Origin of the sequence: Pseudomonas sp. NPDC089392, assembly GCF_044749595.1 — a bacterium.
Classification (GTDB): domain Bacteria; phylum Pseudomonadota; class Gammaproteobacteria; order Pseudomonadales; family Pseudomonadaceae; genus Aquipseudomonas.
This window is the reverse complement of sequence record NZ_JBIVIF010000001.1, coordinates 73,773-93,965: the sequence shown is the minus strand read 5'-3', so window position 1 is coordinate 93,965 and position 20,193 is coordinate 73,773. Positions and strand designations below refer to the sequence as shown.

The 20,193-nt window shown below is 63.2% G+C and carries 18 protein-coding genes and 1 pseudogene; 3 read left to right on the top strand and 16 right to left on the bottom strand.

The features are described from left to right. Nucleotides 1-218: 218 nt before the first annotated feature. The 11 genes and pseudogenes from ACIP1G_RS00395 to ubiE all read right to left on the bottom strand — a co-directional run bounded on the left by ACIP1G_RS00395 (nt 219) and on the right by ubiE (nt 8,376). Nucleotides 219-932, bottom strand: coding sequence for a methyl-accepting chemotaxis protein (locus ACIP1G_RS00395; protein ID WP_400733112.1), 714 nt, complete (start codon nt 930-932; stop codon nt 219-221). Between the two features lie 141 nt (nt 933-1,073). Continuing rightward, nucleotides 1,074-2,018 (bottom strand): annotated as a pseudogene (locus ACIP1G_RS00390) (methyl-accepting chemotaxis protein); the annotation flags it as partial. Nucleotides 2,019-2,236: 218 nt separating this feature from the next. Next, nucleotides 2,237-2,944 (bottom strand): 16S rRNA (uracil(1498)-N(3))-methyltransferase, encoded by a 708-nt coding sequence (locus ACIP1G_RS00385; RefSeq protein WP_400732521.1) that lies wholly within the window; start codon nt 2,942-2,944, stop codon nt 2,237-2,239. Further along, complete coding sequence (gene tatC, locus ACIP1G_RS00380; protein ID WP_400732518.1) at nt 2,941-3,729, bottom strand: twin-arginine translocase subunit TatC; 789 nt, start codon at nt 3,727-3,729, stop codon at nt 2,941-2,943. The genes ACIP1G_RS00385 and tatC overlap by 4 nt, the downstream gene beginning before the upstream one ends. Next, nucleotides 3,726-4,103, bottom strand: a complete 378-nt coding sequence (tatB, locus tag ACIP1G_RS00375; protein ID WP_400732516.1) for a Sec-independent protein translocase protein TatB — start codon at nt 4,101-4,103, stop codon at nt 3,726-3,728. The genes tatC and tatB overlap by 4 nt, the downstream gene beginning before the upstream one ends. Nucleotides 4,104-4,106: 3 nt before the next feature. Continuing rightward, nucleotides 4,107-4,379, bottom strand: a complete 273-nt coding sequence (locus ACIP1G_RS00370; RefSeq protein ID WP_085676666.1) for a twin-arginine translocase TatA/TatE family subunit — start codon at nt 4,377-4,379, stop codon at nt 4,107-4,109. 182 nt (nt 4,380-4,561) lie between these two features. Then, on the bottom strand, nt 4,562-4,897 hold the full coding sequence (locus ACIP1G_RS00365; protein WP_400732514.1) for a phosphoribosyl-ATP diphosphatase: 336 nt from the start codon (nt 4,895-4,897) through the stop codon (nt 4,562-4,564). Nucleotide 4,898: 1 nt separating this feature from the next. Further along, on the bottom strand, nt 4,899-5,291 hold the full coding sequence (gene hisI / locus ACIP1G_RS00360; protein WP_400732511.1) for a phosphoribosyl-AMP cyclohydrolase: 393 nt from the start codon (nt 5,289-5,291) through the stop codon (nt 4,899-4,901). Nucleotides 5,292-5,363: 72 nt separating this feature from the next. After that, nucleotides 5,364-6,986 carry a ubiquinone biosynthesis regulatory protein kinase UbiB gene (gene ubiB / locus ACIP1G_RS00355; RefSeq protein ID WP_400732509.1) on the bottom strand — a complete coding sequence of 541 codons (1,623 nt, stop codon included), beginning with the start codon at nt 6,984-6,986 and terminating at the stop codon, nt 5,364-5,366. Further along, entirely contained in the window at nt 6,983-7,606 is a 624-nt protein-coding gene (locus tag ACIP1G_RS00350; protein WP_346645068.1) for an SCP2 sterol-binding domain-containing protein, read from the bottom strand. Before ACIP1G_RS00350 ends, ubiB begins: the two co-directional genes overlap by 4 nt. Beyond that, nucleotides 7,606-8,376: a bifunctional demethylmenaquinone methyltransferase/2-methoxy-6-polyprenyl-1,4-benzoquinol methylase UbiE gene (ubiE, locus tag ACIP1G_RS00345; protein ID WP_400732507.1), complete on the bottom strand. Its 771-nt coding sequence runs from the start codon at nt 8,374-8,376 to the stop codon at nt 7,606-7,608. Before ubiE ends, ACIP1G_RS00350 begins: the two co-directional genes overlap by 1 nt. A 124-nt stretch (nt 8,377-8,500) precedes the next feature. Here ubiE and ACIP1G_RS00340 point away from each other — a divergent pair, with 124 nt between their 5' ends. Continuing rightward, nucleotides 8,501-8,776 carry a polyhydroxyalkanoic acid system family protein gene (locus tag ACIP1G_RS00340; RefSeq protein WP_003249289.1) on the top strand — a complete coding sequence of 92 codons (276 nt, stop codon included), beginning with the start codon at nt 8,501-8,503 and terminating at the stop codon, nt 8,774-8,776. Between the two features lie 25 nt (nt 8,777-8,801). Here ACIP1G_RS00340 and ACIP1G_RS00335 read toward each other — a convergent pair whose 3' ends face one another. Further along, a complete protein-coding gene (locus tag ACIP1G_RS00335; RefSeq protein ID WP_400732505.1) occupies nt 8,802-13,517 on the bottom strand; it encodes a hypothetical protein in 4,716 nt (1,571 codons plus the stop codon). Between the two features lie 192 nt (nt 13,518-13,709). Between ACIP1G_RS00335 and ACIP1G_RS00330 the strand changes: the two genes are divergently transcribed. Beyond that, a complete protein-coding gene (locus tag ACIP1G_RS00330; protein WP_400732502.1) occupies nt 13,710-14,129 on the top strand; it encodes a phasin family protein in 420 nt (139 codons plus the stop codon). A gap of 10 nt (nt 14,130-14,139) precedes the next feature. After that, entirely contained in the window at nt 14,140-14,907 is a 768-nt protein-coding gene (locus ACIP1G_RS00325) for a phasin family protein (RefSeq protein WP_400732500.1), read from the top strand. A gap of 177 nt (nt 14,908-15,084) precedes the next feature. On the opposite strand, the gene ACIP1G_RS00320 is transcribed toward ACIP1G_RS00325, so the two are convergent. The 4 genes from ACIP1G_RS00320 to phaC (ACIP1G_RS00305) form a co-directional block, all read right to left on the bottom strand. Continuing rightward, nucleotides 15,085-15,699 (bottom strand): TetR/AcrR family transcriptional regulator, encoded by a 615-nt coding sequence (locus tag ACIP1G_RS00320; RefSeq protein WP_400732497.1) that lies wholly within the window; start codon nt 15,697-15,699, stop codon nt 15,085-15,087. 13 nt (nt 15,700-15,712) lie between these two features. Continuing rightward, the gene (phaC, locus tag ACIP1G_RS00315) at nt 15,713-17,395 is read right to left on the bottom strand and encodes a class II poly(R)-hydroxyalkanoic acid synthase (protein ID WP_400732494.1); all 1,683 of its coding nucleotides are present in this window, start codon (nt 17,393-17,395) and stop codon (nt 15,713-15,715) included. 168 nt (nt 17,396-17,563) lie between these two features. After that, a complete protein-coding gene (phaZ, locus tag ACIP1G_RS00310; RefSeq protein WP_400732491.1) occupies nt 17,564-18,415 on the bottom strand; it encodes a poly(3-hydroxyalkanoate) depolymerase in 852 nt (283 codons plus the stop codon). A gap of 62 nt (nt 18,416-18,477) precedes the next feature. Next, entirely contained in the window at nt 18,478-20,157 is a 1,680-nt protein-coding gene (gene phaC / locus ACIP1G_RS00305) for a class II poly(R)-hydroxyalkanoic acid synthase (RefSeq protein ID WP_400732489.1), read from the bottom strand. Nucleotides 20,158-20,193 lie beyond the last annotated feature (36 nt).

Sequence of the window (20,193 nt, the reverse complement as noted above, 5' to 3'; positions counted from 1 at the left end):
TGCAGGCGGATTGCTGGCATCACACCTCTGCCCATCGGCAGCGGAGCTGTAGGACTTGACCTGATAATCGTGTAGGAAAATTCGCCGCAAAGAGTAGGAAGTTTTTCGCCTGTGCCGGCCTCTTCGCGGGTAAACCCGCTCCTACAAGGTACTGCATAGCCCTTGTAGGAGCGGGTTTACCCGCGAAGAGGCCAGAACAGGCGGCCCATTGCTTCAGATCAGAGCCTGAACCGCCCCACCAACCCCTGCAAATGGGTACCCAGCCGCGCCAGTTCCACGCTGGAACTGGCCGTCTCTTCACTGGCCGCCGAGGTCTGGTCGGAAATATCCCGCACATTCATCACGCTGCGGTTGATCTCTTCGGCCACGGCCGTCTGTTCCTCTGCCGCGGTGGCAATTTGCTGGTTCATCGCCTGGATAGACGACACCGTGCGGGTGATGGTCTCCAGCGAGCTGCCGGCACGTCGGGTCAGCTCGACGCTGCTGTCGGTCAGCTGGCGGCTGTTGTCCATCACGCTGGCCACGCGCTGGGTGCCGCTTTGCAGGCCGGCAATCAGCTCTTCGATCTCTTCGGTCGACTGCTGGGTGCGTTGGGCCAGGCTGCGCACTTCGTCGGCGACCACGGCAAAGCCACGCCCGGCCTCACCGGCGCGGGCCGCCTCGATTGCGGCGTTGAGCGCCAGCAGGTTGGTCTGTTGGGCTACCGACTTGATCACGTCGAGCACGCTGCCGATCTTGTCGCTTTCGGTCTTGAGCTGGTTCATCGCTTCGCTGGAGTTGACCACTTCGCCGGCCAGGCGCTCGATCTGCGCCACGGCCTCGCCTACCACGCGGTCGCCTTCGCGGGCTTGCTGGTCGGCCATCAGAGCGGCTTCCGAGGCCTGCTCGGCATTACGCGCCACTTCGTGCACGGTGGCGGTCATCTGGTTCATGGCGGTCGCCACCTGGTCGGTCTCGACCTTCTGGTTGTTGACCCCGGCGCTGGTCTGCTCGGTGACTGCCGAAAGCTGCTCGGCGGCGCTGGCAATCTGCGTAACGCCATCACCGATGCCGCCGATCAGCTCGCGCAGGCCCTGGGTCATGCGCTGCATGCTGGCCTGCAGCTGGCCCAGTTCATCACGGCGGTTCACCTGCAGGTTCTGGGTCAGGTCGCCACTGGCCACACGCTCTGCGGCGCGCAAGGTCTGGCGCAGCGGAATGATGATCTGCCGGGTGATCGCCCAGGCCGCCAGCAGGCCCAAGGCCAGGGCTAGCGCGGTGGCGATCATGAGCAGGGTCTTGGCCTGGGCGGCCGCAGCGTCGCGCACCTCGGTTTGCGAGGTGGTCATCGCCTGGCTGGTCTGTAGCAGCACCGAGCCTTGGTCGGCCATGTGTTGCAGGGCTTGCTCGCTGGCCGTCTGGGCGCTGCCGAACTGGTTGACTGCGTCGCGGTAGCCGCCCATGGCGGTAGCGGCATCGTCCAGGCTGGCGGCATATTCGGCCGGCAGCTTGGCCGGCAGGGCGCGCAGTTCAGCCACGGCCTGGTCAATGGCCTTCAGCGCTGTTTGCTGGAAGTCGGCATTGCCGCTGTAGGTGTAGCCACGCACCTGGAAACGGGCTTGCTGCAGCAGGGCGCTGACTTCCACGGCGTGCTGATACTGGTTGATGTCGCCGCCCTGCAGCAGGCGCTGCTGCACGCGGCCGACCAGTTCCACGGCCTTGTCGGCGCTGTCGCCCAGCATGTCACGGCTGGCTTCACGGCGCTGGCCAGCCTGCTTCAGCTCGTTGAATGACTGCTGGTAGATGCGCACGGCCTCGCGTTGTTGTTCCAGGCGCTGGCGGTCGGCGGGGTGTTCGATCTGCCCGAGCATCAACTGCACCTGGCGGTCGAGCTGAGTCAGGGCCTTTTCCAGCTCTGCCACCGAGGCTTCGTCACGCTGGCGTTGGTAATGCTGGCGGGCGATGCGCAATTCCTGGGTGTGTTGCTGGATGACCGAGATGTTCCCCAGCTTGTCGCCACGGTCGATGATGCTGTCCATGCCGTGCCAGCCGGTCAGGGTGATGGTCAGGGTCAACAGCAGTACCAGGCCGAAGCCCAGCCCCAGTTTGCGATTGACGCTCACATTGCCCAACGATTGGGCTAACCATTGATACATGTACGACTCCCCGGCGGCTTGGCAGCACAAATAGTTGTTGTGTTGCCAAGGCCATCGGCCCGGGAGAGGGAAACTTGATGGGCGAGAACGCGGCGTATGCGTCAGAAAATACGCGAAAGCAGCGCGGTGACGGCGGTCTCGACCCGCAGGATGCGGTCACCCAATTGCACGGGCGCCAGGCCGGCCTTGCCCAGCAGGTCGACTTCGTAGGGGATCCAGCCGCCCTCGGGGCCGATGGCCAGGGTCACGGCCTGCTCCACGGCGCGCGGGCAGGCGGGGTAGGGGCCGGGGTGGCCGACCAGGCCCAGGGTGCCTGCGGCGATCGCGGGCAGGCGGTCTTCGACGAACGGCTTGAAGCGCTTCTCGATGATCACCTCGGGCAGCACCGTGTCGCGCGCCTGCTCAAGGCCCAGGATGAGGTTGTCACGAATGCTGTCGGGCTGCAGGAACGGCGTTTGCCAGAAGCTTTTCTCGACCTTGTAGCTGTTCACCAGGATCAGCCGTGGCACGCCCAGCGTTGCCACGGTCTGGAACAACCGGCGCAGCATCTTCGGGCGGGGCACCGCCAGCACCAGGGTCAGCGGCAGCTTGGCCGGCGGCGGCTGGTCGAAGGCTACTTCCAGCTCGGCTTGGTGCTGTTCCAGGCGCAGCACTGTGGCCTTGCCCATCAAGCCATTGATACGGCCCACGCGCAGGTTGTCGCCCACCGCCACGCGGTGGATTTCCTGCATGTGGGTGAAACGCCGATCGGCAAGAACGACGCGGTCTGCCGAGACAAAGTCGGCCTCTTCAAGAAGCAACAGGTTCACGGTTGGGTCGCTGGTGGCTGGTCGTTATGGTCGTCGGCGGCTTCGTCGTGGGCACTGCGCTTGCGGATCAGGCTGCCGCACAGCACGCCAATCTCGAACAGTAGCCACATGGGCACGGCCAGCAGGGTCTGGGAGAAGATATCCGGCGGGGTCAGGACCATGCCGACCACGAAGCAGCCGATGATCACATAAGGGCGGATCTTCTTCAGGTACTTCACGTCGACCACGCCGATCCACACCAGCAGCACCACCGCTACCGGGATTTCGAAGGCCACGCCAAAGGCGAAGAACAGCGTCATCACGAAGTCGAGGTAGTTGGCGATGTCGGTCATCATCGCCACGCCTGCCGGGGTGGCGGCGGCGAAGAACTTGAACATCAGCGGGAACACCAGGAAATAGGCAAAGGCCATGCCGGCGTAGAACAACAGGATGCTCGACACCAACAGCGGAATGGCGATGCGCTTTTCATGGCGGTACAGCCCGGGTGCGATAAAGCCCCAGATCTGCTGGAGGATGAACGGGATCGCCAGGAACAGCGAGACGATCATGGTCAGCTTGAACGGTGTGAGGAACGGCGAGGCCACGTCGGTGGCGATCATCGTCGCATTGGCCGGCAAGTGATCACGCAGCGGCGCCGAAACAATGGTGTAGATCTGCTGGGCGAAGCTGAAAAGCCCGGCAAAGATCAGGAAAATGACCGCAACGCAGCGCAGCAGGCGGGTGCGCAGTTCGGTCAGGTGCGAAACCAGCGGCATCGGCTGGTCGTGTTCCGGATTCTCGCTCATGGGGCTCGCGGCGGTTGAGGCGGTTCAGAAGGGGCGGCCGGGGCGGCAGGTGTTTCCACCGGCCTGGCTTCGAGCCCGACAGGAAGCTGCACGGTGGCCGTGGTGACCGGTGGCTGCGCCGGTGGCGTCAGCGGGTTGAGGATGCGCTTGGCTTCCTCTTCCATCTGCAGGATGTGCTCGTTGTGCAGCTGGCGGCGGATGTCGTCGGCGCCGATTTCGCGCTCAACTTCCATCTTTATGCTGTTGAAGCTGCGCTTGAGCCGGCCGATCCACAGGCCTGCCGTGCGCGCGGCACCCGGCAGGCGCTCGGGGCCGAGCACCAGCAGGGCGACCAGGCCGACGAGCAGTAGCTCGCTGAAGCTGATGCCGAACATGGGTCAGTCTTTCCGCTGTGGCTCTTGGACCGGCTGGGCCTGGCCCTCGATGGTGTGGCCTTGCTGTGGCTGGGCAGTGTTCTGCACCGGCGGCACAGGCTGGGCTGGCGGCGGGGTTTGCTCGGCCGGCTTGTTCTCTTCTTCGTTCATGGCCTTGCGGAAGCCCTTGATCGACTCGCCCAGGTCACTGCCGAAGTTCTTCAGCTTCTTGGTGCCGAACACCAGGACCACGACCACCAGCAGGACGATCCAGTGTTTCCAGTCAAAGATACCCATTTCGTACTCCTGAAAATTGTGTGTTGGCCCTGCAGGGCTCGGTAAATCGTTCCGACGGCGCGTTCCACTGTGGGAGCGGGTTTACCCGCGAACACCGGCGCAGCCGGTGCCATACACCGCGTTGCATTCTTCGCGGGTGAACCCGCTCCCACAGGGGGGCGTGCAATGCGCCCTAAAATACATCAGGCCGAAGGCGTTCGTGCGGCCTTCTCATCATGCCCGGACAAACCAAAACGGCGGTCCAGCTCATCCAGCACGGCCTGCGGATGTTGGCCCAGCGCGCTGAGCATCACCAGGCTATGAAACCACAGGTCGGCAGTTTCGTAGATGACATCGCTGCAATCCTTGCTGACCGCAGCATCCTTGGCGGCAATGATCGTTTCGATCGACTCTTCGCCGAGCTTTTCAAGGATCTTGTTCAGGCCCTTGTGGTACAGGCTGGCCACGTAGGAGCTGTCGGGCGCCGCTTGCTTGCGTTCTTCAAGCACTTCGGCCAAGCGGTTGAGGGTGTCGCTCATGTCAGTGTCCTGCGCTGTAGATGGCATCCGGGTCCTTCAGGACCGGGTCGACGATTTTCCACTGGTCGCCTTCATAGACGCGGTAGAAGCAGCTTTCGCGGCCGGTGTGGCAGGCAATATGGCCCAGTTGCTCGACCATCAGGATGATCACGTCGGCGTCGCAGTCCAGGCGCATTTCATGCAGCTTTTGCACATGGCCGGATTCTTCGCCCTTGCGCCACAGCTTGCCACGCGAACGCGACCAGTAGATGGCGCGTTGCTCGGCGGCGGTCAGGGCCAGCGATTCGCGGTTCATCCAGGCCATCATCAGCACGCGTCCGGTCTTGTGGTCCTGGGCGATCGCCGGTACCAGGCCTTCGCTGTTCCACTTGATCTCGTCCAGCCAGTCTTTCATCGTCGACTCCAAAGCGGGCCCGCTCCTGTACCGGGCCCTTTACGCTAGTGTGCCAGCCACAGGCGCGGCTGGCTATTGGCGCACGATCAGGTAAAGGCCGGCAGCCAGCATCAGCCAGGCCGGCCAGGCAGCCGGGGCGGCCAGGCTGGCGGCTTCGGCGGCGCCGGCAGCAAGCACCGCGCCACCACCGAGCAGGCCGGCGCCCAGCAGGCGCAGCGCCCAGCGGTCGCCCTTACGGCGGCGTTCCGGCAGTTGCGGGTCGTGCAGGTGCGGTTGTGACAGGCGCTCAAGCAGGTCGCGGGTCATGCCGGCCAGGTGTGGCAGTTGCTCCACCTGGCTGTGCAGGTTGCCGAACATGGCCTTGGGGCTGTAGCGATCCCGCATCCAGCGCTCAAGATAAGGCTTGGCGGTGCTCCACAGGTCCAGGTCGGGGTACAGCTGGCGCCCCAGGCCTTCGATGTTGAGCAGGGTCTTCTGCAACAGCACCAGCTGCGGCTGCACTTCCATGTTGAAGCGCCGCGCGGTCTGGAACAGGCGCATCAGCACCTGGCCGAAGGAAATATCCTTTAACGGCTTTTCGAAGATTGGCTCGCACACGGTGCGGATTGCCGCCTCGAATTCGTTGACCTTGGTGTGCGCCGGCACCCAGCCCGAGTCGATGTGCAGCTGGGCGACGCGGCGGTAGTCGCGCTTGAAGAAGGCGATCAGGTTGCGTGCTAGGTAGTCCTGGTCCTCGGCGGTCAGGCTGCCGACGATGCCGCAGTCGATGGCAATGTACTGCGGGCTCCACGGCTTGACCGTGCTGACGAAGATGTTGCCGGGGTGCATATCGGCATGGAAGAAGCTGTCGCGGAACACCTGGGTGAAGAACACCTCCACGCCACGTTCGGCCAGCAGCTTCATGTCGGTGCGCTGGTCGGCCAGGGTGGCCATGTCGGTTACCGGCACGCCGTAGATGCGCTCCATTACCAGCACCTTGGGCCGGCACAGGTCCCAGTACACCTGGGGCACGTACATCAGCTCGGAGCCTTCGAAGTTGCGCCGCAGCTGGCTGGCGTTGGCCGCTTCGCGCAGCAGGTCGAGCTCGTCGTAGATGGTTTTTTCGTAGTCGCCGACGATCTCCACCGGGTGCAGGCGACGGGCATCGGCCGAGGCGCGTTCGGCGGCCTTGGCGATCAGGAACAGCCAGGCCAGGTCCTGGGCGATGACCGGTTTCAGGCCCGGGCGCACCACCTTGACCACCACCTCTTCGCCGGTTTTCAGGCGGGCGGCGTGTACCTGGGCCACCGAGGCCGAGGCCAGTGGCTCGACGTCGAAGCGGCTGAACAGTTGCGCCACCGGGGCGCCCAGCTGTGCTTCGATCAGTGCCACGGCCTGCTTGGGGTCGAACGGTGGCACACGGTCCTGCAACAGCATCAGCTCATCGGCGATGTCATTGGGCAGCAGGTCGCGGCGGGTGGACAGCAGCTGGCCAAACTTGATGAAGATCGGCCCCAGGTCCTGCAGCGCCAGGCGCAGGCGTGCGCCACGGCTCAGCTCGGTGGGCTTGCGCGGCAGCCAGCGCCACGGCATCAGCAGGCGCAGGCTGGCCAGCCACCATGGCAGCAGAGGCTGTTCGAACAGCAGGTCATCGAGACGGTAGCGGATCACCACACGCTGGATGCGAAAAAGACGGCGGACGGCGAGCAGCTTCATGCGTTATCGCTGGTATCAAGGGATCGGGAGAGGCGCTTGAGGCGCGCCTCGAGGCGTTCTGTGTCGAGCTTCAGGGCATCGAGCTCGCTGAAGGCGGCTTCGGCTTCGCGCTTGCCGACCAGGGTGCGGGACTCTTCGGCCAGGTACTCGGAAAGGTTCTGGTTGAAGCGTGCCAGGCCCTGGCGGGTCCAGCGTGCGCGCAGGCGAATGTGGCCTGCCAGCATGGCCGTGGCAACCGGGCCAAGCCAGCGTTGCAGCTCGTGCTCCCAGTCCAGCTCCAGGTCTTGCAGCACACCGAACAGGTCGAGCAGCACGGCGCTGTCGCCATGCAGCTCGACCTGTGGGCTGTGCAGTACGGCGGTCTTGTCCCGGGCCAGGGCCAGCTGAGCCAGGCTGCCGGCTGGGGCGCGCAGGCTGCAGTCGACTTCGCCTTGCCAGTGGGCGGCGAGCATCAGGCCCTCTTCATCGGGCAGGATGAACACCTGCAGGGCCGGTTGGCGGCAGTCGATCTCGATGACCTTGCCTTCCAGCGCGGCCAGCCGCGGCAGGGCCGTGCTGTCCATGCGCAGGACGCGGTTCAGGCCATGTTCGACGCTGGCGAGCAGCCCGGCCAGCAGCATCAGGGCTTGATACCGCGGTGCACGGCAACGATGCCGCTGGTCATGTTGTGGTAGGTGACGCGGTCGAAACCGGCCTCGACCATCATGCTCTTCAGGGTTTCCTGGTCTGGGTGCATGCGGATCGATTCGGCGAGGTAACGGTAGCTTTCCGAGTCATTGGTGATCAGCTTGCCGGCCAGCGGCATGAAGGCGAACGAGTAGGCGTCGTAGGCCTTGGACATCAGCTTGTTGGTCGGCTTGGAGAATTCCAGGATCAACAGGCGGCCACCGGGCTTGAGCACGCGCAGCATCGAACGGATGGCTTCGTCCTTGTGGGTGACGTTGCGCAGGCCGAAGGCAATGGTCACGCAGTCGAAGTGGTTGTCCGGGAACGGCAGCTTCTCGGCGTCGGCCTGGACGAACTGAATGTTGCCGGCCACGCCACGGTCGAGCAGGCGATCACGGCCGACCTTGAGCATCGAATCGTTGATGTCGGCCAGCACCACCTGCCCGGTCGGGCCGACCAGGCGCGAGAACTTGGCGGCCAGGTCGCCGGTACCGCCGGCGATGTCCAGTACGCGGTTGCCGCTGCGAACGCCCGACAGCTCGATGGTAAAGCGCTTCCACAGGCGGTGCATGCCGCCGGACAGCACGTCGTTCATCAGGTCGTACTTGGCGGCCACCGAGTGGAACACTTCGGCGACTTTCTTCGCCTTCTGGCTTTCAGGCACGTCCTGGTAGCCGAAATGGGTGGTGGGTTCGGCGTGGTCGCCTTTGCGCTGGTCGTTCATATCGCTTCACCGGAAAAAATTACCGCCATTCTAGGGCGAACGGGCGGATTTGTCTTGGCGGGGTGTGCCAGTGGGCAGGGGCGGGCATAATGCCAATTATGTCTACATCTTCAGGAACGCCCGCATGACCCAGATCAGCGTCGAACGCAAACACTCCCTCGGCCGTGATGCCGCCCGTGCCAAGGCCGAAGCGCTGGTCGACAAGCTCAGCCGCGAATACGACCTCAAGGCCACCTGGAACGGCGACCGCGTCGATGTGGCGCGCAGCGGTGCCAACGGCAGCGTGCACATTGGCGACGACAGCATTCGTGTGGAGTTGAAGCTTGGCATGATGCTGTCGATGATGAGCGGCACCATCAAGGGCGAGATCGAGCGGGCGCTGGACAAAGCCCTGGCCTGAGGCGAGGGCATGCGTGTGCCAACGGTTACGCGGCTGGGAACGGAATGATGTCGGTGACCTGCTCCAGGCGCAGGTCACCGCGGTAGATGTCCAGCCGTTCTGCTGCGGTGGTGGTGGCTTCAAGCCTGACTTCGCGGGCCATGCCGCGTGGCTCCCAGAACTTCAGGTGGCCCTTGACGAAGGCATGCGGCGCGGCATTTGCGCTGCGGTAGTGAAAATGCGCTTCCCAGAGTACTTTTGCCGGCGCCTGCACATCACGAACCTGATACACGTCCAGATAGTCATTGGCGTTGCGCAGGGCTTTGCGTGTGGTGGTCTGAGCGATCTGTAACCGGTTGGCCTGGTACAGGAAACGCAGGGCTTTGGCATCGGGATGCCGGGTATTCAGGTAAGCGTCCGTCAGCAGGCGGGCTTTTTCCGTCTCGATCAAGTCGGCTGCTGCACGCAACTCGGCAGAAAGGTTCGCGGCTTCCGGGGTGACGGCTTTATCCAGTAGCTGTGCAGCCTCACGCATATCCTCGATGTGCCAGTCCATGAGGTCGGTCAGGCTGTTGGGTTCATCGGCATAGCGCGAAGCTATCCTGATTCGCTCATCCTTTCGTTCCAGCAAGCGGTTGGCACGGCGCCTGAGTTCTGTCATGTCGTGCGAGGCGGGCCGCTCCTGGCCTGGCAGTTCGAGCCATTCATCGCCTCTCTGCTCGTAATTGCCCGCTGGTTGCTGGGTAAGCGGGTTGTGCTGGACTGCACGGTTGCCTGCCTGGTCATGCTCCACCAGCACCGTACGGCCCTTGGTGGTGCGAATCAAGGTGGGTTTGTTCGGCCTTACGCGGTAGGTCAGCCGCTGTGGCAAAGGCATGACACCGCTATCGATACTGGCCAGTGTGGTGCTTAGCTGTTGCTCTGAGCCGTGTACCAGTGCGGTCAGTTCATTGACGAACGCCTCCAGCATGGCCGAATTCAGCCCCGGCCCGGTAAAAATCTGCATGTAATAGGCTTTGCCAAGCGCTCCGCGATATTCGCGCAGTGCAGAGTTCAACACTTCGGCCTGCTGCTCGGCTGGCAGCTCTGCCGATGCAAGTCCATCGTGGCTCCATAGCGCCGCGGTGAACGCCTTGCTGGTAAGGGCGCCCTGCAGTGGCAACAAATCGGTGGCTGCCTCGGCCGTGAGCGAGGTCTTGTCCAGGGTCAGGTAGGCCAGGTCGCTGAGGATCTGTGCGCGAACAATCAATGTGGAGTTGGGGCGCAGCTTGATTTTCTCGTTGATCTTGGCGCGTTTGTGGCTGAAATTCACCCGAGGGTCTTCGAGCGCCTCTGCCAAAAGTTTGTCCAGGCGCTCATTGACCGTGAAAAGGCGACGGGTAAACGCCAGTGCATCCTCTGTAGCGCTACGAAATGCGTTGTAGTGATGCATCTGTTCCGGACTGTCCGGTAGCTGGGGCAGGCCTACTGCCAGCGTCTTGAGCTGGTCATGGTCAATCAGCTCCAGCAGGCGGCGCAGCAGCATCATGTCATTGTCGATGGCTGTCTCGGTCCAGTTGCTGAACCTGCGCTGATAGATGCCTGGCTGGTCGAGTTTGCGGAAGCGCGGCTCGAGCATCTGTCTGAAGATGTTTCTGTTCGCATGCAGCAGGGCGCTTTGTTTTTCCAGAAAGAGCATCGCGGCGTTCAGGTTCAGGCGATTATCCCTGCGCAGTTGCAGCAACTGCCGAAGCTGCGCGTTCAGTGGTTCTGGCAGTGCGGCCAGGTCTGGGTTGGGCAATGCAGTGTATGCCCCGGAGAATGCTGCTGCTGCTTGGTCATAGGCCTTGAGCTTGGTTTCATTGATGTCCATCAGCGTCTGCAGCTTATCAAGCGCTACCTTGTTCTCGGTGGCTTGGCTCTTCCAGGTATCGAACTGCTGCAGGTTCTCGGTATTGAGGTCAGCTCTGTTCCTGGGCATGCCACCTGCCAATTGCAAGTCCGGCATCCATTCACCATTCCAGCGTCTTAGCCACGGCCCCCTGCTACGCGTGCGCCCGACGATGTGGTAGCCATCGTCGGCTCCTCCCCAGCGTGCCTGCCACTCGCCCTTGCTAAGTTCGGGGCCAATGATCTGCATGCCGCTCCAGGTTTCCTCGACCTCGAAGGGGAGGCCTTGCAGTTTCACGTAGTGACGCTGTTCGACGGTGTACAGCCCTCGAAGGCGACCTTGCTGCACGGCGGTGTGGCCTTCGAGGGCGACTTTGGCTTGTAGCGCGTTCAATTGCCTGAGGGCATCGGCCGACAGGTTGCCCAGGCGTTGATTGCTGTGCCAACGGGTCACGCTGAGGCTGCCTGGCCTGCGTGTCTGTGGGGCTGATACCCAGTCCATGGTCTTTGGGGCTTCGGTCGACAGCGTGGTATACGAAACATGAGGTTCCAACCCGTCCAGGGCCAGGCGTGGTGTGGCCGAGAGCTCAACTGCAGCGGCGGGCGTGGCTCTTGCCGGATGTATCAGCAGCATGGCCAGGTTGCCTAGCAAATCTGCGGCCGCCAGGGTTTTTTCCTCGACACTGCCGTTAGCCAGCGCCGGCAGGTCATCTTTGAGCGCTGCTACTACAGTGATCAGCCAGGCCAGAACGGCTGCCGGGCCTCGCAGCATGGGCATGACGCTGTTGAACAGCATCCAGGCCAGGCGCTTGGCAATAGCCTGGCGCAGCTGCGCGCTGGACACGCTTTGCCGGGATGTAAACAGCAACAACGTGTTGATGTGTGCAGTGAACATGTGCCTGTCCAGACCACCGTCCCAGGGCTTGTAGACGGCGCGGACCGGCACCTTGAGGCGTTCCAGTACGGCATCGATCAACCCTGACTCGGTGCTGAGCAGGTGTGCCAGCTCGGTCAGGCGAGGGTGCAGGTGCGGGCGGGTGAAGCCGCCGTTTTCGTAGATCGCCCGGGCGTCCTCATCGAGCAAGTCCAGCAAATGTTGCTGCAGCGTGTGGTCCGTGCGGACCTTGTTCATCAGCGCCTCCAGGCTGGCGAACTCCAGCATTTGCTGGCCAGTGGCATAGGGGCAGTAGAGCATGAACACCTGCATGGCCGGGATGTCCAGCAAATATGCACCCTGCACGGTGTGGCTTGCCGATGCCCCCGGCGCGGGTAGAAACGCGAGGGGGGCGATGCTGAGGGTGGTATCGGTGTCACCCTGGCAAAAGTCGGATACTGCCTGGCCGACGCGTTCTGACAACCTGCCTTCGCACCTGGCCTGAAGCGCAGCAAACAGCAAGGTGCTGCGCCACTCCTTGGCGTAACGTTGAGTGCGCAATGCCTTGTCACTTTCATCCTTGAGCCTTTCCGCCACATAGCCGGGGTACGTGCCGCCGACATCCACGCTGTCGACAAGCGTGTTGACGTAGTCGAGGGTCATCCAGTCGGCCAGCGGCTTCTGGTCGGCACAGCTCAAACCCGAGGCGACTTCGTTTGCTTCCTCGTGCAGGCGAGTGATGCTCAGTTCTGTCAGGGTCACGGTTCTGAGGTCGGCCAATTCTGCTGGCCCGGTTGCGGAGATCTCCACGACCTGCGCTACCTTCACCAGCACCTGGTCGGGGTCGCAGCGCGTCAGGCCGGGATGGTCCAGCTGTATCTGCTGCTGCAGGCGGCTGGCGGCATAGCGGTCGAGTGTCTGGATGTCATCGAGCGCGGCAAACCCTTTGGCCTGTGCCTGGCTGGCGGCCAGCCACAGCAGCGCTGCACCATAGTCGAAGCGCTGGCTGGCGTTGGCAGAGCCGAGCCAGGCCGGCAGTGGTGCACCGAGCAGAGGTTGGTCGAGGAAGCTGGTAGAGGGGTCGCTCAGCGTGCTGAAGGCGTCTTCCAGCTCTTCGACCGTGCCGATACGGGTGATCTGCAACCGGTTTAGCCGGTCAAGAATGCCATTGAGCAGGGCGTGGGCCTGATGGCGGAACGGGGCCGAAGACAAGGGCTGGAGTGCCCAGTGCATCGCGTCGAACTGATACTGCTGTGCCAGTGTCACGTTCAGGTCCCTGGCAAAACTGGCCTGGTCCGGATAGCTGCGCAGTATGCCTGAAGGCTTGCACCAAATGAGCCGACCGGATGCAGCGCTGATCAACAGGTCGGGCAGGGGCAGGGGGCCTTCCGCACCCAGCGTGACTTGCAGGGCGTTGACGCGAGCTTTGTGGCAAGTGCCATCGAGCACGCTGTACAGCGCGGCCTTGTCGTCCTCGGTCAGCTCAGCTTGCTGGATCCCGCACAGCAGCGCAGCCTTTGCCGTTTGCGCCAGGCGGTCCAGGCGCGAGATGCCAGACGCGTCATCGCTGCCTGCCCAGTAGCTGATCTGCGCCTGCTGGAAGTCTCCGACCAGTGTCGACAGCAGTTCATCGAAGCCATTGCCCAGGTCGGCCATGTCCAGAGTGACCCTGGGTTGGGTCTGCGGGTCCGCCCCTTGCTCTTGAGGGTAGAAAGGCTGCGGCGGCGCAATGCTCAACGTATCTGCGACGGAAAGCACCACGCTGCGCGTGTTCAGCAAATGCTCGAGTAACAGTTGCAGCAAAGGTTGCCGGGCTGGCTGCACCGCCGCTGCGTGCATGACGGTGAAGGGTGCGAGGGATTGCAACTTCGGGTAGTTGCGGCTGACCCATGGATAGCGGTCTAGCAGAATTGCAAAGCCTGCCTTGGCAGTCACTTCACGCAGGCTTGGGCGGGTGGCGAACAGGTTTGCCATATGTTGCCTGAAAGTGCCGCCTTGTGGGGTGGAAGCATCGCTCATGGCGTTTGGACTCCAGTCGAGAAAAGGCTGGAACCCTAAGTCTGATGTCGGCCTGACTGGCGGTACATTGTTACTTCGCCATTGTGGGAAGCCGACCTTAGGGTGAGGTTTCTAATTTTTCTCCCTACCTTGTGCTCAAGCCCAACCTCCATGGGCGGTTCCTCCTCCACTCATGAGCATGAGGTACAAGACATGACCAAAGTGAATGTGAAGAAAAAGGACGACGCCCCGGGCACGCTGGGCGAAGTGCGCGGTTACGCGCGCAAGATCTGGCTGGCGGGCATCGGCGCTTACGCGCGTGTGGGCCAGGAAGGCTCCGACTACTTCAACGAGCTGGTAAAGGCCGGTGAGGGCGTCGAGAAACGTGGCAAAAAGCGCATCGACAAAGAGCTCGATGCCGCCAACAATCAGATCGACGAGGCTACCGAAGAGGTAAGTCGCGTACGTGGCAAGGTCGAAATTCAACTCGACAAGATCGAAAAAGCTTTCGACGCACGGGTAGGTCGCGCCTTGAATCGCCTTGGCATTCCGTCTAAACATGACGTTGAGGCGTTGTCCATCAAGCTTGAACAGCTGCATGAGCTGCTTGAGCGCGTCGCGCACAAACCATAAGGAGAGCAGGATGGCTGGCAAGAAGAATTCCGACAAAGAAGGCAGCTCCTGGGTCGGCGGGATCGAAAAATACTCCCGCAAGATCTGGCTGGCAGGGCTGGGTATCTATTCGAAGATCGACCAGGACGGCCCGAAGCTGTTCGACTCGCTGGTGAAGGATGGCGAGAAGGCCGAGAAGCAGGCGAAGAAGACCGCTGAAGACGTGGCGGAAACCGCCAAGTCGTCGACCACTTCGCGCGTGTCCGGGGTCAAGGACCGTGCGCTGGGCAAGTGGAGCGAACTCGAAGAGGCTTTCGACAAGCGCCTGAACAGCGCCATCTCGCGCCTTGGCGTGCCAAGCCGCAACGAGATCAAGGCCCTGCACCAGCAGGTGGATAGCCTGACCAAGCAGATCGAGAAACTGACCGGTGCTTCGGTTACGCCGATCTCGTCGCGCACTGCTGCTGCCAAGCCGGCTGCGAGCAAGGCAGCGGCCAAGCCACTGGACAAGGCAGCAGCGGCCAAGCCTGCGGCTAAAACTGCGGCGGCGAAACCTGCTGCCAAACCTGCAGCAGCGAAACCTGCGGCAGCCAAGCCAGCGGCGAAACCGGCAGCAGCCAAACCAGCGGCAGCCAGGAAACCAGCAGTGAAGAAAGCACCGGCCAAACCGGCAGAAGCCAAGCCGGCAGCGCCAGTGGCTAGCGCCGCTCCGGCCGCTACTGCAGCACCGTCAACACCTGCTGCCGCTCCGGTCAGCAACACGCCGTCGGCACCCACTGGCACCGGTACCCTGATCTGATACCGCGTCGCCTTCTTCGCGGGTAAACCCGCTCCCACAGGGACGGCGCCGATCTTACAGTCGGCGCTTTACCTGTGACTCCCACAGGTACTGCGCCGCTTGTGAGCTCAGCCTGGTCCCTGTGGGAGCGGGTTCACCCGCGAATGCGTCGGCCGCAGCAAAACATCCCCAACAGACCTACCCCTCCAGGTAGCGCACCGCCAACTGCTCCGCCGCCGCCCGCGCCTGGGGCTGCAGATGCGGCGCCACCAGCATCATCACCTGATAAACCACAATCCCTACATCCCCGTCGCGCCCTAGCACCCGCTGGTAATCCAGCGAGAACATCAGCGTCAGGGTGATCTGCTCCACCAGCTGCCCCAGTGCCTGGGTCTCACTCTCCACCAAGCCCTGGCCCTTGAGGCTGGCCAACAACGCCGCCAGTGTGCGCTTGAGCGCATTGATCAGGCTGCGCATGCCCCGCGCCAGCTTGGGTAGCCGGCCGGTCAGGTTCGACAGGTCCTGGAACAGGAAGCGGTACTGCGCCATGCGCTCGACGATCAGGTGCAGGAACAACCAGTAATCCTCGGCGTCCAGGCGCACCTCCAGGGGCGGGTCGAGCAAGGGCATCAGCGCTTCTTCGAAGCGATCGAACAGGCCGAGCACCAACGGCTCCTTGCCATGGAAGTGGTAGTACAGGTTGCCCGGGCTGATGCCCAGTTCGTTGGCAATCTCCAGGGTGGAAACGTTCGGCTCGCCCTGCTGGTTGAACAGTTGCAGGGCGCATTCAAGGATACGGTCGCGGGTCTTCATCCAGTCGGCTTGCTCATCGGGTCAGGACATAGGTGCCTGGCGCGGGGCCCAGCGGTGGGTAGGTGGCATTGCCCAGTTCGGTACGCGGCGCCTTGAGCGGGCCGGAACGTGGGGTGATCCACTCCAGCCACAATGGCCACCAGCTGCCCTCGTTGCGCTGGGCATCGTAGAACCAGGCGCGCGGGTCGCCGGTCAGCTTGGGGTTGGCCAGGTAGTAGGCCTTGGGGTTGCCGGGCGGGTTGATGATGCTCTGGATATGCCCGCTGTTGGCCAGTACGAAGCGCCGGTCGCCACCCAGCAGCAAGGCCGAGCGGTACACCGCGTCCCACGGGGTGATGTGGTCGTTGCTGCCGGCCACGGTGAAGCTGTCGAGGTCGACCTTCTGCAGGTCGATGGGGGTGCCGCACACTTCCAGGCCGGCCGGGTGGGTCAGCGGGTTGAGCTTGAAGAAGTCCAGCAGGTCGCCATGCAGTGCGGCGGGCAGGCGCGTGCTGTCGGCGTTCCAGTACAGGATGTCGAAGGCCGGGGGCGTCTTGCCCAGCAGGTAGTTGTTGACCCAGTAGTTCCAGATCAGGTCGTTGGGCCGCATCCAGGCGAAAATCCGCGCCACCTCGGCGCCGTCCAGCACGCCGCGCTGGTAAGAGCGGCGCTTGGCCGCTTCGATGGTCTGCTCGTCGGCGAACAGGCTGGCCGGGCTTTCGAACTTGCTGTCCAGCAGGCTTACCAGGTAGGTGGCGCTACGCACCCGGCGCAGCTGGTGCTTGGCTTGCAGGTGGCCCTGCAGCGCCGCCATGGTCAGCCCACCGGCACAGGCCCCCATCAGGTTGGGGTCGCGGTTGCCGCTGATGCTGCGGCAGGCGTTGAGCGCTTCTTCCAGGGCCTGCACATAGCTGGACAGGCCCCATTCGCGGTGGCGCGGGTCGGGGTTGCGCCAGCTGACCATGAACACTTGCAGGCCGTTCTTGAGCATGTACTGGACGTAGCTGTTGGTCGAGCTGAGGTCGAAGATGTAGTACTTGTTGATTTGCGGCGGCACCACCAGCAGTGGGCGGGCGTGCTGCTTCTCGCTCATCGGCTGGTACTGGATCAGCTCCAGCAGGTCGTTGCGAAACACCACCGCGCCGGGGGTGGCGGCGAGGTTGCCGCCCACTTCGAAGGCGCGCTCGTCTACTTGGCGTGGCAGGCCTTCGTTGTGGCGCAGGTCGTCGAGCAGGTGGGCCACGCCGCGTACCAGGCTCTGCCCGCCGGTGTTGAACAGTTCCTTGACGGCCAGCGGGTTGAGCAGTGAGTTGCTCGGCGCCAGGGCGTCGTTGATCAGGTTGAACAGAAAGTGTGCGCGGGCTCGGTCATCGCCGTCGAGGTGACTTTCTTCAATCCACAGGCGGGTCTGTTTCTGCCAGGCCAGGTAGGCCTGCAGGCTGCGACGGTAGAACGGGTTATGGCTCCATGTCGGGTCGTTGAAGCGCGCGTCGCGTGGGTGTGGCTGGTACGGCGTGTCACCGAGCATCACCCGGCCCAGCTGGCCGCTCAGGGCCAGCAGGTGGCGCGCGGTGTGCAGCGGGTTGCGCAGGCCGTGGCGGCCGACATTGCGCAACGTGGAAATCAGGTCGCGACCGCGCAGGCCGAGGATGGCGTTCTGCACGTTCATACTGGTGGCGGGGAGCGTTGTCGTTCCTTTGGCCGGTTTGTCTTTCATGGCAACACTCCCTCGTCCTGACCTGGTGCCTCATGACTAAACATACTCACTGACTTAGCAAGGACCTTGTGGGAGCGGGTTCACCCGCGAACACCGGCGAAGCCGGTGCCATGCACCGCGTCGCATGTTTCGCGGGTAAACCCGCTCCCACAGGGTTTTGCGGCGCGTTCACACGCCCGATGCCGGGCGGGGGTGCATGACTGCGCGCTGACGTTCTTGATGCAGGAACTTCATGATGATCGGGGCGACGGCCTCGGCCCGGGTAATCAGGAACAAATGGCCGTCGTCGATAATATGTAGCTGGGCATTGGGAATCCGCCAGGCCAGCAGGCGCATGTTGATCAGCGGGATCAGCGGGTCGTCGTCGCCGGCCAGCACCAGGGTGGGCTGCTGGATCTTGTGCAGCCAGTGGATGCTGGTCCAGCCAAGCCCGGCAAACAACTGCCAGTAGTAGCCCATCTTGCCGCCTGAGCGCACCTTGGCGGCATGTTGCATGGCCAGGTCCGGGTCACGCCGGAAGCCGCCGCCATAAATCATCGGCGCAATGCGGATGACATGCGATGGCTGCACGTAACGCCGGGGGCTGGCCATCATCCACAGTACCTTGGGCTTGCCTGGCACCATCACCGCGCCAGCGGCGGTGGCGGCCAGCACCAGCTTCTTGCAGCGCTCGGGGTAGTCGTGGGCAAACTGCTGGGCCAGCGCACCGCCCCACGACACGCCGATGGCATTGACCTGGCCGTAGTCGAGGTAGTCGAGCATCCGTGCCGTCAGTTTGGCCAACCCGGGGAAACGGTACGGGTGGCGCGGCGTGGATGAACCACCGACCCCGGGCACGTCGAAGGCAATGACTTCCAGGTCCGGGTCCAGTGCTTCGATGAACGGAAACACCAGCTCCAGGTTGGCGCCGATGCCGTTGAAAATCAGCAACGGCGTCAGGTGCGGCTTGCCTGGGCGGACGGCGGTGCGGATGGACTGGTTGTCCAGCTCGACGGTCCTGAAGATATAGGGTTGCGGCATGCGCGTGACTCTTGGGTGAAGTAAACACCGTGGCCCCCCGCAGGTGGCCACGGCGCTGCAACTCAACGCTCGTGAACGTAGGTGCCCGGGGAGGCTTCGCCGGCGGCATAGGCACGGTTGCCCAGGCGGGTCGGGGCCTTTTTCAGTTCACCGGAACGTTCGCCCAGCCAGTTCTGCCAGTGCAGCCACCAGGAGTCGGCGTGCTTGGTGGCGTTTTCCTGCCAGGCCACCGGGTCACCCGGGCGGTCGGCACCGGTCATGAAGCGTGCCTTCGGGTTGCCCGGTGGGTTGAGGATGCTCTGGATGTGGCCGCTGTTGGACAGCACGAACTCGATCTTGCCGCCAAACAGGTGCGCCGAGCGGTAGCACGACTGCCATGGGGTGATGTGGTCGTTGGTGCCGGCGAGGCTGTAGATGTCGCACTTGACCTGCTTCAGGTCGATTGCGGTACCGCTCACTTCCAGGGCTTCTGGGCGGGTCAACGGGTTGCTCTTGAACATTTCGATCAGGTCGCCGTGGAAGGCGGCCGGCAGGCGCGTGGTGTCGTTGTTCCAGAACAGGATGTCGAACACTGGCGGCTCGTTACCGAGCAGGTAGTTGTTGACCCAGTAGTTCCAGATCAGGTCGTTGGGGCGCATCCAGGCGAACACCTTGGCCATCTCGCTGCCTTCGAGCACGCCGGCCTGGTAGGAGTGGCGCTTGGCGGCCTCCAGGGTTTGCTCGTCGACGAACAATGCGACCTGGTTGTCCATGGTGGTGTCCAGCACACTCACCAGCAGGGTCAGGGCATTGACCTTGTTTTCGCCGAGGGCGGCATAGTGGCCCACCAGCGCGGTGCAGGTGATGCCGCCGGAGCAGGCACCGAGCATGTTCAGGTCCTTGCTGCCGGTAATCGCCAGCACCGCGTCGACGGCTTCCTTGAGGGCGTCGATGTAGGTGGACAAGCCCCACTCGCGCTGGGCCTTGGTCGGGTTGCGCCAACTGATGATGAAGGTCTGTTGCTGCGAGCGCAGGCAGAAGCGCGCCAGGCTTTTTTCCGGGCTCAGGTCGAACACGTAGAATTTGTTGATCTGCGGCGGCACCACCAGCAGCGGGCGGGCATGCACCTGCTCGGTGATGGGGCTGTACTGGATCAGCTCCAGCACATCGTTGCGATACACCACGGCACCTTCGCTGGTACCCAGGTTCTTGCCCACCTCGAAGGCGTCCATGTTCACCTGACTGGGCATGCCGCCATTGTTGACCAGATCCTTGGCCAGGTTGGACAGGCCGTCGAGCAGGCTCTTGCCGCCCGTTTCGAAGAAGCGTTTGACTGCTGCCGGGTTGGACAGGGTATTGGTCGGCGCCATGGCCTCGGTCATCAGGTTGATGACGAACTGGCCGCGGCTGATGTCCTGGGGCGACAGGTCGCTGTCACCGATCCAGTCCTGCAGCTCCTTGCGCCAGGCCAGGTAGGTTTGCAGGTAGCGGCGGTACAGCGGGTTGTTGCTCCAGGCTGGGTCATTGAAGCGACGGTCGTCGCTTTCTGGGGCAAGGCTGGACTTGCCCAGCAGCACGTTCTTCAGCTCCAGGCCGAAGTGGGCCACATGTTTGGCGCTGTGCAGCGGTTGGCGCACGGCCTGGCGCAGCACGGTGCGTGCCGAGCTCAACAGGTCCTTGCGGCGAATACCGATGACCGGGTTCAGCCCCAGGGTGTTTTCCGAGGCCTGCCGCTGCAGCTCATCGTTGTTCTTGTTACTCATCTACGACGCTCCGTTGTCCTGAGACGAGTACCGGTT